General features: G+C 64.2%; 9 protein-coding genes. 3 read left to right on the top strand and 6 right to left on the bottom strand.

Annotation, left to right across the window (positions count from 1 at the left end; all coding sequences use genetic code 11):
- Nucleotides 1–184: 184 nt before the first annotated feature.
- On the bottom strand, nucleotides 185–1,462 hold the full coding sequence (gene hemA, locus EOA13_RS35520; protein WP_127297829.1) for a 5-aminolevulinate synthase: 1,278 nt from the start codon (nucleotides 1,460–1,462) through the stop codon (nucleotides 185–187).
- A 268-nt stretch (nucleotides 1,463–1,730) separates the two neighbouring features.
- On the opposite strand from hemA, the gene galE reads away from it, so the two are divergent.
- The 3 genes from galE to EOA13_RS35505 all read left to right on the top strand — a co-directional run bounded on the left by galE (nucleotide 1,731) and on the right by EOA13_RS35505 (nucleotide 5,911).
- Nucleotides 1,731–2,726 (top strand): UDP-glucose 4-epimerase GalE, encoded by a 996-nt coding sequence (gene galE, locus EOA13_RS35515; RefSeq protein ID WP_127297828.1) that lies wholly within the window; start codon nucleotides 1,731–1,733, stop codon nucleotides 2,724–2,726.
- A gap of 105 nt (nucleotides 2,727–2,831) precedes the next feature.
- Nucleotides 2,832–4,082 carry a D-amino acid dehydrogenase gene (locus EOA13_RS35510; RefSeq protein ID WP_127297827.1) on the top strand — a complete coding sequence of 417 codons (1,251 nt, stop codon included), beginning with the start codon at nucleotides 2,832–2,834 and terminating at the stop codon, nucleotides 4,080–4,082.
- A 2-nt stretch (nucleotides 4,083–4,084) separates the two neighbouring features.
- Nucleotides 4,085–5,911: an alanine racemase gene (locus EOA13_RS35505; protein ID WP_127297826.1), complete on the top strand. Its 1,827-nt coding sequence runs from the start codon at nucleotides 4,085–4,087 to the stop codon at nucleotides 5,909–5,911.
- Here the strand turns inward: EOA13_RS35505 and EOA13_RS35500 are convergent, their stop codons facing one another.
- The 5 genes from EOA13_RS35500 to EOA13_RS35480 are packed head-to-tail and all read right to left on the bottom strand — an operon-like array spanning nucleotide 5,912 to nucleotide 11,115.
- Nucleotides 5,912–7,288: an FGGY-family carbohydrate kinase gene (locus EOA13_RS35500; protein ID WP_127297825.1), complete on the bottom strand. Its 1,377-nt coding sequence runs from the start codon at nucleotides 7,286–7,288 to the stop codon at nucleotides 5,912–5,914.
- Complete coding sequence (gene rhaM, locus EOA13_RS35495) at nucleotides 7,285–7,602, bottom strand: L-rhamnose mutarotase (RefSeq protein WP_127297824.1); 318 nt, start codon at nucleotides 7,600–7,602, stop codon at nucleotides 7,285–7,287. The genes EOA13_RS35500 and rhaM overlap by 4 nt, the downstream gene beginning before the upstream one ends.
- Nucleotides 7,602–8,597, bottom strand: a complete 996-nt coding sequence (locus EOA13_RS35490; RefSeq protein ID WP_127297823.1) for an ABC transporter permease — start codon at nucleotides 8,595–8,597, stop codon at nucleotides 7,602–7,604. The genes rhaM and EOA13_RS35490 overlap by 1 nt, the downstream gene beginning before the upstream one ends.
- The gene (locus EOA13_RS35485; protein WP_127297822.1) at nucleotides 8,594–9,568 is read right to left on the bottom strand and encodes an ABC transporter permease; all 975 of its coding nucleotides are present in this window, start codon (nucleotides 9,566–9,568) and stop codon (nucleotides 8,594–8,596) included. Before EOA13_RS35485 ends, EOA13_RS35490 begins: the two co-directional genes overlap by 4 nt.
- Nucleotides 9,565–11,115 carry a sugar ABC transporter ATP-binding protein gene (locus EOA13_RS35480; RefSeq protein ID WP_127297821.1) on the bottom strand — a complete coding sequence of 517 codons (1,551 nt, stop codon included), beginning with the start codon at nucleotides 11,113–11,115 and terminating at the stop codon, nucleotides 9,565–9,567. The genes EOA13_RS35485 and EOA13_RS35480 overlap by 4 nt, the downstream gene beginning before the upstream one ends.
- Between the last annotated feature and the right edge of the window lie 166 nt (nucleotides 11,116–11,281).

Here is an 11,281-nt window from a genome sequence, read left to right as displayed (position 1 = left end):
GCGCCATCGCAGCTCGCTCAGCGTCAAAGAAGAAGGCTATCATCGCCGTCGCAAGGAAGCTCCTCGTCGTCCTAAACGCCATCATCCGTGATAAAAAAGCTTTCGCATGAACACAGTTGCCATGCCGTGACGTCGGAGCGTCGCGGCGTTGGAAGCAATCGACAGGCGCAACCAGCAACGGGCTTCAGCCGCCTGATTTGGGCACCAGCAGGGGAATGATGCGGTCGCTCTTGGCCACCGAAGGCCGCCCGGCGGAGCCATAGGGGATGCCGAGCGCATCCCAGGTCTCGACCAGCGCATCCTGCAATTCGGCGATCAGCGCATCGGAATGGAACGGCGTCGGCGTGATGCGCAGCCGCTCGGTGCCGCGCGGCACGGTCGGGTAGTTGATCGGCTGGATGTAGATGCCGTGCACGCCGAGCAGGCGGTCGCTGGCCATCTTGCAGGCCTCGGGATCGCCGACCAGCAGCGGCACGATGTGGGTCGGCGAGTCCATCACCGGCAGGCCGGCGGCCGACAGGATCTGCTTGGTTCGGCTCGCCTGCTGCTGCTGGGCGTCGCGCTCGGCCTGCGAGCGCTTGAGATGGCGGATCGACGCGGTCGCGGCAGCCGCGATCGCCGGCGGCAGTGCCGTGGTGAAGATGAAGCCCGGCGCATAGGAACGCACGGCGTCGATCACGGCGCTGGTGCCTGTGATATAGCCGCCCAGCGTGCCGAATGCCTTGGCGAGCGTGCCTTCGATGATGTCGATGCGGTCGGCCAGGCCTTCGCGCTCGGTGATGCCGCCGCCGCGCGGCCCGTACATGCCGACGGCATGGACCTCGTCGATATAGGTCATGGCGTTGTAGCGCTCGGCGAGTTCGACGATCTCTCTGATCGGCGCGATGTCGCCATCCATCGAATAGACGCTTTCGAAGACGATCAGCTTGGCGCGTTCGCGCCCCGCCGCCTGCAAAAGGCTTTCCAGATGCGCCACGTCGTTGTGGCGGAAGATCTTCTTCTCGGCGCCGGAACGCCGCACGCCTTCGATCATCGAGGCGTGGTTCAATTCGTCCGAGATGATCAGGCAGTTGGGCAAAAGCTTCGCGATGGTCGAGATCGAGGCTTCGTTGGAGACGAAACCGGAGGTGAAGACCAGTGCCGCTTCCTTGTCGTGCAGGTCGGCAAGCTCCACCTCGAGCTCGACCAGCGGGTTCGAGGTGCCGGAAATGTTGCGGGTGCCGCCGGCGCCCGAACCCATTTTGCCTGCCGTGTTCTGGAACGCGGCGATGACGTCGGGATGCTGGCCCATGCCGAGATAGTCGTTGGAGCACCAGACGGTGATTTCCTCGGCGCGGCCATTGGAACGCCAGATGGCGCGCGGGAACTTGCCCGCGATGCGCTCCAGGTCGGCGAAAACGCGGTAGCGACGCTCGGCATGGAGCTGGTCGATCGCTTCCTCGAAGAACCGCTGATAGTTCATGTCGACTTCCCAATTTTTGCGCGGGATCATAATCATTGGCCTGTTGGTCGTCCACCTGGCCTTTTTGGTCAAAATGCCACGCCCCGGACCTGTTCCTAACGACCACGGATCGTGGCCTATTCCCTTGATGTGGATCAACTTTGTTTCAGGACAATGCCACTGGCCGGCGAGGCCGGTTACCACGGGTTCCAATGGTCATGCGGCGGGCTTTCCAGTAGAGCGGGGGTTGAGACAGTTTCCGATAAATCTTGGATAAGCGAGGACGCGGATGACGGTTTTGGTTACAGGCGGCGCCGGTTACATCGGCAGCCATATGGTCTGGGAGCTGCTGGATGCCGGCGAAAGCGTGGTCGTTCTCGACCGTCTTTCCACCGGTTTCGAATGGGCGGTGGCGCCCGAGGCAAGGCTGGTTGTCGGCGATGTTGCCGACAGGGAATTGGTCGGCGGGGTCATCAGGGAGAACAAGGTCGACGCGATCATTCATTTCGCCGGCTCGATCGTGGTTCCGGAATCGGTCGCCGACCCGCTCAGCTACTATGAGAACAACACCTCGAAGACGCGCACGCTGATCGAAACCGCGGTGCGCGAAGGCGTGCCCAATTTCATCTTTTCCTCGACCGCCGCCGTCTATGGCGGAGCCGGGCTGGAGCCGGTGCGCGAGGACGCCCGCCTGGCGCCGGAATCGCCCTATGGCCTGTCCAAGCTGATGAGTGAGTGGATGCTGCGCGACGCATCGATCGCGCATGGCCTGCGCTATACCGCGCTGCGCTACTTCAACGTCGCCGGCGCCGACCCGAAGGGCCGCACCGGCCAGTCGACGCCGGGCGCCACCCATCTGATCAAGGTTGCCTGCGAGACGGCACTCGGCAAGCGGCCGTTCATGCAGGTGTTCGGCACCGATTATCCGACGCCGGACGGCACCTGCATGCGCGACTACATCCATGTCAGCGACCTGGCGGCGGCGCATCGCCTGGCCCTGCAGCGGCTGCGTGCCGGGGGCACCAGCCTCGTCGCCAATTGCGGCTACAGCCATGGCTACTCGGTGCTCGAGGTCATCGACAGCGTGCGCCGCGCCTTTGGTCATGATTTCGAGGTGAAGATGGGCGACCGTCGCCCCGGAGATGCCGCGGCGGTGGTTGCCAATTCGGATCTCGCCCGCGCCGAGTTCGGCTGGACCCCGCAACGCGACGATCTCGACCAGATCGTCGCCGACGCGCTCGCCTGGGAGCGCATCCTGACCGGCAAGAACTCCGCGCGCGGCTGAGCCGGGTTCTCCCAAGGGCTCGCAAGGCGGGCAGTGAAGCGCTATTGAAGGCATTCGCGGCAAGGCGCGGAGGCGCCGCGCCGCGAGGAGCTCTTGGGGGATGGCATGAAAATAACGGTGCTCGGGGCCGGTGTCGTCGGTACGGCGGCCGCCTATTATCTGGCCAGCGAAGGCCATGAGGTGACAGTGATCGAGCGCCATCCGGCGGCGGCACAAGGCACCAGCCAGTCCAATGCCGGCCTGGTGTCACCGGGTGACGCCACCGCCTGGGCCTCGCCGGCGGCTTTGAAGACCTTCCTGCGCGGGCTCTACAACCATGATCTCGGCATCAAGGTCAGGCTGCGCCTCGATCCCTACTTCCTCGCCTGGAGTCTGCGTTTCCTGCGCCAGTGCACGGTGGCGCGCCTGCGCGCCAACACCGACATCAAGCTCAGGCTCGCGCTCTATTCGCGCGACTGCATCAATGCGCTTTCGGAAGCCACCGGCATCCACTACGACGAGCGCAAGAAGGGCATTCTCTATTTCTTCCGCTCGCAAAAGAGCCTCGACACCGGTACCGACAATTACCGTTATCTTGCCAAGCACGGCCTGCCGATCGAAATCGTCGGCCGCAACCGGCTGGTCGAGCTGGAACCAGGCCTTGCCGGCGTCAAGGACAAGATTGCCGGTGGCGTCTATTCGCCAACCGACCAGACCGGAGATTCCAAGCAATTTGTCGACAGGCTGGCCGCCTATGCTGCCGAGAAGCTTGGCGTCAAATTCCTGTTCGCAACCACAGTCGAAGGCCTCGACATCGAGGGCGATCATGTGCGCGCGGTGATGACGTCGGCCGGCCCGGTCGCCGGCGATGCCGTGGTCATCTCGATGGGACCGGAGAGCGGCCTGCTCGGGCGCCGCTATGGCATCGACCTGCCTGTCTATCCGGTAAAAGGCTATACCGCGACGATTCCCTTGGAGGACGAAAGCAAGGGACCGACCATGGGCGGCGCCGACGAGGACCGGCTGATCGGCTATTCCAGGCTGGGCAACCGCTTGCGGATGTCCTCGACGGCTGAATTCACCGGCTTCGACCGAACTTTCAAGCCCGCCGATTTCAAGACGATCATCAGCACCGGCAAGGATCTTTTCCCGGGTGCCTTCGACGAGAAGAAGGCTGTGTTCTGGGCGGGCCTGCGGCCGATGATGCCCAACTCGGTGCCGGTCATCGGCCAGGCGCGCTACAAGAACCTCTATCTCGACACCGGCCACGGTCATGTCGGCTGGACCATGGCCTGCGGCTCCGGCAAATTCCTTGCCGACCTCGTTTCCGGCCGCAAGCCGGAGATCGACCCGCAGGGACTGGTCTACGGGGGCTAGTGATGTCGGGACCGCAAGTCGCTATCGACCTTGGCCGCATCGAGCGCAACGCGCGCACCATCGTCGAGCGCTGCGCGCTCTCGGGCATCAAGGTGTTCGGCGTCACCAAGGGCACGTGCGGCATGCCGCAAGTGGCGCGCGCCATGCTGCGCGGCGGTGTCGCCGGCATCGCCGAATCGCGCTTCGAGAACATCCGCCGGCTGCGCGACAGCGGCATCAACGCGCCGATCATGCTGTTGCGCAGCCCGCCGATGGCGCGGGTTGAGGAGGTGGTACGCACCGTCGACATCAGCCTGCAGTCGGAACTCGCCACCATCCGCGAGATTTCGCGCATCGCCGAACGCATGGGCCGCGTCCACGACATCATGCTGATGATCGATCTCGGAGATCTCCGAGAGGGCATCTGGCCGAACGACCTGATCCCGACGGTCGAGCAGATACTGCAGTTCAAGGGCGTTCGCATTGCCGGCATCGGCACCAATCTCGGCTGTTTCGGCGCCATCATGCCGACGCCGGAAAATCTCGGCCAGCTCGTCGCCCATGCCTACAAGACCGAGCGCCTGTCCGGCAGAAGCCTCGACGTGATCTCCGGCGGTGCCTCGTCGTCGCTGCCGCTGCTGCTCGAAGGCAGACTGCCGGCCGGCATCAACAATCTGCGGGTCGGCGAAGCAATCCTGCAGGGCGGTGTCGAGACCTTCCGCGACACGCCGTGGGCGGAGCTCGAACCCGATGCCTGCCGGCTGACCAGCGACATCATCGAGGTCAAGCTCAAGCCGTCACGGCCGATCGGCCAATCGGGCTACGACGCCTTCGGCAACCAGCCGGTCTTCCCCGACGAAGGCGACAGGCTGCGCGCCATCGCCAATATCGGCCGCGAGGACGTGCTGGTCGAGGGGCTGACGCCGATCGCCAAGGGGATACGGGTGCTCGGCGCCTCCAGCGACCATCTGCTTTTGGATGTCGCCGATGCCGACCCGAGGCCCTCCGTCGGCGACCGCGTCGCCTTCCGCATGAGCTATGGCGCCATGCTTTTGGCAATGACCTCGGAATATGTCGAGAAGGCCCCAATGCACGACGTCGAGGATTTTTCCGGTCGCAAGATGGTGCAGATCACGGCCGGGCAGGGAGCTGCCGGCATCCTGGCCCGGGAAGGCACCGGCGCGCGCCTGGAAGCGATGAACTTCGACGTGGTGGAACTCGCCGATGTCGAGAGGCCGCCATCGGGGCTGGTCCGCCTCATCGCAGGCGCCGACCGGCGCATCGCCCACAAGGCGCTGACCGCGACGGCGCGCGCGACACATTCCTTCGGCCTGATCTGGATCGATTCCATCGCCGCCCTGATGCCCGAGGACGAGGACGGCATCGACCTGCCGGAAGGCTCGGTGCTGGCGCGCACTCTCGGCCTCGACCACAAGGCGGGTGCGCTGCAGCCGCAGCTGTCGCCGGAAAATGTCGTCATCGTCGGCTTGCGTCACGCCGATCCGGCCGAAGCGCGGGTGCTGAAGGATTCGCGCGTGTCGGCCTTCACCATGACCGATATCGACGCCATGGGCATGCGCGACCTGATGCATGAGGCGATACGCATCGCCACCTCAGGCACGCAAGGCTTTCACGTCAGCTATTCGCCGACCGCGACCGAATTCGCCGGCTGGACTGCGGGCTCCGGCGGGCTGACCGTGCGCGAGACGCATCAGGCGATGGAGGCGATCGCGCTCTCCGGCGGCTTGCTGTCTATGGATGTGTCGGGGCTGACCGCTGATCTGGAGCCGCGGATCGGCACCGACGCGGTCAACTTCGTCATGTCTGCTTTCGGCAAGCGGATTCTCTGATCAGCCCTGCACGTCCACTGCCGCGCGCCATGCGCTGGCATAATCAACCCAGGCCGGGTCTACAGGCGGTTCTATTCTTTCGCCCTTGCCGTGCGTCGCCGGCTGATCGGATGCCAGCAGCGCCGCGCCGATGCTGGTGCCGGTGGCGGCCTCGGACGCAACCACGGCGCGCGCCGTGGCTGCCGCCAGCATGCCGACAAACAGCCGGTTACGGGCAAAGGGGCCTTCGACCGTGGTCGGACCGTCCGCGCCGATCAGGTCGAGGCAGGTCGCCGTCATCAACGCCAGATAGAACGAGATGGCGGCAAAGCGCTGGCCGCTGTTCATGCCGTCAGCGTTGAGCCATGCCGCGGTCTGATGCGGGAACTGTCCAGACCCTTGCTGGGTCGACGGCAGCAGCAGCATCTTTCGCGCCAGCACGGCGCCGACATCATTCTCGGTCCACTGCTCCGGTCGGTCCTTGGTCAGCACGGAAAACTCGCGGCCGCCCATAAAGCGCGCCGAGGGAACGGGATTGCCGAGTGCGTTGACATTGACCAGCGTGTCGCGCGCGGCATCCAGCGCAATCTGTTTGCCGACGACCGCCATCGACACCACCCAGGTGCCGGTCGAGACCACGGAGAAAGGTGGTTTGTCGGACAGCAGATGCGGCAGCAGCGAGGCGTTGGAATCATGCAGGCCGCAGAACACCGGCGTTTGCGGATCCAGTCCGGTTCGCATCGCAACGATGGGCAGGATCGGGCCGAGGCGGTCGCTGGCTGGCCGCACCGGCGCCATCAGGCTCCGCCACTCCAGCCTGTCGACCAACGATGAAAAATCCGCTGTCCACGGGTTCCACAGGTCGGTGTGGCAGCCGAGCGAGGTGACCTCGTTGGCGGCGATGCCGGTCAGGCGCAGCGCCCAGTATTGCGGGTACATCAGCATCGCGGCGGCCCTGGCGAATTCGGCCGGGAAGCTTTCCTGCTGCCAAAAGAATTGCGCACCGAGATTGAGGCCGAGCGGCAGGCGCGGCGTGCCGGTCTCGGCGAAAGGCGGGCGGATCGCGTCATAATCCGCTGCCAGCCTGTCGGGGCCATCGAACTCATAGTCGAGCACCGGCAGCACCAGTTCACTCGCCGCGTCGACCAGCACGCCCGTCGCGCCGTGGGTGGTGATCGAAATGGCGTCGATGCGCTGTTCGTGGTTGAGGCCGGCAAGGCTTTCGAGGATGAACGTCCACAGCGCCTCGACATCGTGGTGCGGGTAGGGCGCCTGTCGCACCGGCGCATTCGCCATGCGGCGCAGCGCCACCTCGCTCAACGTCGCGAGGTCGACCAGCGCCACCTTGGCGTTGGTCTTTCCGATGTCGATGACGGCGATGTGGCGCATAGCACTCATGCCATGTGGAACATTGTTTCCAGCGGCACGGCCACCGGCTCGTTGTCCGGTCTGGTTTCCATGATGTCGGCCATTTCAGCCCACCAGCGCTGCATCACCGGATATCCGGGCAATTCGTCCATGTCGTGGTCGTCTCGCCGCCACAACACGCCGAACAGGATATTGGTCTCCTCGTCGAGATGGATGGAGTAATCCGAGACGCCTGCCTGCTTCAGCAGCGCGACCAGTGACGGCCAGATCTCGTCATGGCGCTTCTTGTACTCGGCCTTCATGCCGGGCTTTAGCTGCATCTTGAATGCGTATTTCTCGGCCATCAACGCCCTCCGCGGAGCCGCCGCCAGACGATCGGCAAGGCAATGACGATGATCAGCAGCAGGCCGATGAAGATCGACATGACGATTCCGGGCACGTTGAGCAGGCCAAGGCCGAAGGTCACCAGTCCCATGATGAAGGCTGCAAGCACGACCCCAAGAATGCTGCCGGCGCCACCGAGGATGCTGACGCCGCCGAGCACCACCATGGTGATGACTTCCAGCTCGTAGCCCTGTGCGATCGAGGGCCGCGTCGAGCCGAGCCGCGAGGTGATCAGCACCGAGGCGATGCCCGACATCAGCCCGGTCAGGCAGAACAGGATGAACTTGGTGCGGCCGACGCGCACGCCGGAAAACTGTGCAGCTATCGGGTTGTTGCCGATGGCGAAGACACGACGGCCGAAACTCGTGCGGTGCAGAAGGAACCAATAGACGACGGCCGCGATCAGGAAGAGCACCAGTTCGAACGACACCACCCACCAGACATAGCCCTGGCCGAAAAAGGCGAAGCTTGAGGGATAGCCCTTGTAGGCCTGGTCGCCGAGGATGATGAAGGCGATGCCGCGAAACAGGCTCATCGTGCCGATGGTGACGACGATCGACGGCAGGCCGAGCCTTGTCACCAGCAGACCGTTGAAGGCGCCGCAGCCGAGCCCGACGACGATGCCGATAGCCACCAGCACCGGCGTGCCGGCGCCGGCCTGCACCGCCATGCCCATCATCGTCGACGCCAGCGCAATGATGGCGGCCACCGACAGGTCGATCTCGCCCGAGATGATCAGCAGCGCCATGGCGAAGGCAATCAGGCCCTTCTCGGTGAAATTGAAGGTGAGATCGGACAGCGAGTAGGGATCGAGAAAATAGGGCGAGGCAAAGCTGTTGATGGCGAAGATGGCGACTGCCACCACGACCAGCAGCGCTTCCCAGGAAAAGATCGCCGAACGCAGCGGCTTGTCGAGCCGGTCGGGAATATGGCGCGGGGCAGGGATGTCGGTCACGCCTCCACCTTTCTGAGGATGATGCGGCCTTGCTGGCGTTCGCCGCGCGCATTGAGCACGACGGCCAGAATGATGGCGCTGCCCGAAATCGCCATCTGCCAGAAGGGCGAGATGTTGATGACCGGCAAGGCGTTGGAGATGATGCCGAGGAACAGTGCGCCGAGCACCGCGCCGCCGACCGAGCCGATGCCGCCGGCGATCGAGATGCCGCCGATGACGCAGGCGGCGATGATGTTGAGTTCATAGCCGTTGGCGACCTCGACCGAGGCGATCACATAGCGCGAGATCCAGAGGTAGCCGGAAAGCCCGCCGATCATGCCGGAGATGCAGAAGACGATGAACTTCGTTCGGCCGACATCGATGCCGGCATAGACCGAGGCCGTCGGGTTGACGCCGATGGCATAGATCGAGCGGCCGAGCGCGGTACGTGTCATCAGGACGAAGAACAGCGCGATAACCAGGATGGCGATCCAGGACAGCACCGGGATGCCGAGGAACGCCGCGCGCTGGAAGCCGATGAAGTCCGGGCTCATCTTGTCGGCATTGACCCAGGCGCCGCCGGACAGGACGAAGGTGGCGCCGCGATAGATTGTCAGCGTGCCCAACGTCACCACGATCGAGGGGATGTTCAGCCGCCAGACCAACAGGCCGTTGATGGCGCCGAGCACCAGGCCGACGGCCAGCGCAATGACGATCAGCAACGGGATCGGGATTGCCGGATGCGCGGCGTTCAGCATCGCCACCACCATGCCGGTGAAGCAGAGATTGGACGCCATCGACAGATCGATCGACCGGGTCAGGATGACCACCATTTGGCCAAGCGCCAGGATCATCAGGATCGAGGTGTCGTTGAACACCTGGCGCAGATTGCCGGGGTCGGCAAAGGCCGGGAAGCGCGTCGATATCAGCCCGATCAGCACGACGATGGCCGCGAGCAGCCAGATTTCACGGTATTTGAAAAAGGCCTTCATGCCGCGATCCCTGCTGCCGTCCTGACCAGCGTCTCGGCGTCCAGCCCCTTGTTGTCGTAGACCGCAGCGATGAGACCTTCCCGCATGACGACGACGCGATCGGACATGCCGAGGATTTCGGGCAGCTCGGAGGACACCATGATCACCGACAGGCCTTGCGCCACCAACTCGGCCATGAAGCCGTGCACGGCGGCCTTCGAGCCGATGTCGATGCCCTTGGTCGGTTCGTCCAGGATGATCACCTTGGGCGCGGTCGCCAGCCATTTGGCGATGACGATCTTCTGCTGGTTGCCACCCGACAGCGTGCCGACGTCCTGGCTCAGCGAGGAGGCCCTGAGGTCGAGCCGCTCGGTGTATGAGCGGGCCAGATCGAACTCCTCCGACAACCGCAGCAGGCCGGACTTCGACGTGCGCTTGAGCGAAGGCAGCGAGACGTTCTGGAAGATCGGCAGGCCGATCACCACGCCTTGCTTGCCGCGTTCCTCGGGCACGTAGACGATGCCGGCATCGATCGAATCCGCCGCCGATCTCGGCGCGATCGTCTTGCCTTCGAGCGTGATCGTGCCGCCTGAGGTGCGGGTGATGCCCGAAATCGCCTGCATGACCTCGCTGCGTCCGGCGCCGACCAGGCCGTAGAAGCCGAGGATCTCGCCCTTGTGCAATTCGAAGCCGATATCGTTGAATTCGGTCGGATGCGACAGGCCGGAAACGGAGAGCACGGGCGCGCCGATCTCGGCCTTGCGCTGCGGAAAGATATGGTCGACCGCACGGCCGACCATCAGGCGCACGATCTGGCTCTGGCCGGCATCCTTGATCAGGCCTTCGCCGACCATCTCGCCATCGCGGAACACCGTGTAGCGGTCGGCGATACGGTAGATCTCGTCGAACTTGTGGCTGATGAACAGGATCGCCTTGCCGTCGCTCTTGAGGAACTCGATCAGCAAAAAGAGCTCCTCGATCTCCTTCATCGAAAGGGCGGCGGTCGGCTCGTCCATGATGACGATCTGCGCGTCGATCGACATGGCGCGCGCGACGGCGACCAGATGCTTGTTGGCGATGCCGAGGTCCTTCAGGCGCGCATCGGCGTCGATATGGCCGGCATGCATGGTGTCGAGCACTTCGCGCGCATTTTTGCGCATCGTGCGCCAGTCGATGGTGCGCAAACGCGTGCGTGGCGCGTGACCGAGAAAGATGTTCTCGGCAACCGTCAAATCGTCGAACAGCACGGTTTCCTGGTGGATGGCGGTGACGCCGTGTCCGAAAGCTGCGTGCGCGCTGGGCAGGGTGACGGCCTGGCCGTCGATGCTGATGGCTCCTTCGTCGGGCTGGTAGATGCCAGTCATGATCTTGACCAGCGTCGACTTGCCGGCGCCGTTCTCGCCGATCAGCGCGGTCACCTGGCCCGGATAGAGCGACAGGCTGACATTGTGCAGCGCGCGCACGCCGGGAAAGCTTTTTGAGATGCCGGACAGTGTCAGGCGTGGAGCCGCCTCCCCCTTGTGGGGAGGGCCGCGAACGACGTGAGCGGGGTGGGGGTTGTCTAGCATATCAAGGTCCTGGTGCGTGGAGATGTCGCCACCCCCACCCCGTCAAGGGTAGGGCAATCGCATATGGCCAGCGTAGGCTTGCGCTCTACGAATACCCCCACCCCTAACCCCTCCCCACAAGGGGGAGGGAGACTTCCGTTGGCGCTGACCTCTGTACACTCACAGA

This window comes from Mesorhizobium sp. M7A.F.Ca.US.011.01.1.1 (assembly GCF_003998295.1).
Lineage (GTDB): Bacteria > Pseudomonadota > Alphaproteobacteria > Rhizobiales > Rhizobiaceae > Mesorhizobium.
The sequence above is the reverse complement of the archived record's forward strand: the minus strand, read 5'-3'. Positions and strand labels throughout refer to the sequence as shown.

Excerpts from the sequence above, each read along its gene's own strand:
- EOA13_RS35485 (WP_127297822.1), bottom strand. The coding sequence starts at position 9,568 with ATGAAGGCCTTTTTCAAATACCGTGAAATCTGGCTGCTCGCGGCCATC.
- EOA13_RS35510 (WP_127297827.1), top strand. The coding sequence starts at position 2,832 with ATGAAAATAACGGTGCTCGGGGCCGGTGTCGTCGGTACGGCGGCCGCC.
- EOA13_RS35500 (WP_127297825.1), bottom strand. The coding sequence starts at position 7,288 with ATGAGTGCTATGCGCCACATCGCCGTCATCGACATCGGAAAGACCAAC.
- rhaM (WP_127297824.1), bottom strand. The coding sequence starts at position 7,602 with ATGGCCGAGAAATACGCATTCAAGATGCAGCTAAAGCCCGGCATGAAG.
- EOA13_RS35505 (WP_127297826.1), top strand. The coding sequence starts at position 4,085 with ATGTCGGGACCGCAAGTCGCTATCGACCTTGGCCGCATCGAGCGCAAC.
- hemA (WP_127297829.1), bottom strand. The coding sequence starts at position 1,462 with ATGAACTATCAGCGGTTCTTCGAGGAAGCGATCGACCAGCTCCATGCC.
- EOA13_RS35480 (WP_127297821.1), bottom strand. The coding sequence starts at position 11,115 with ATGCTAGACAACCCCCACCCCGCTCACGTCGTTCGCGGCCCTCCCCAC.
- galE (WP_127297828.1), top strand. The coding sequence starts at position 1,731 with ATGACGGTTTTGGTTACAGGCGGCGCCGGTTACATCGGCAGCCATATG.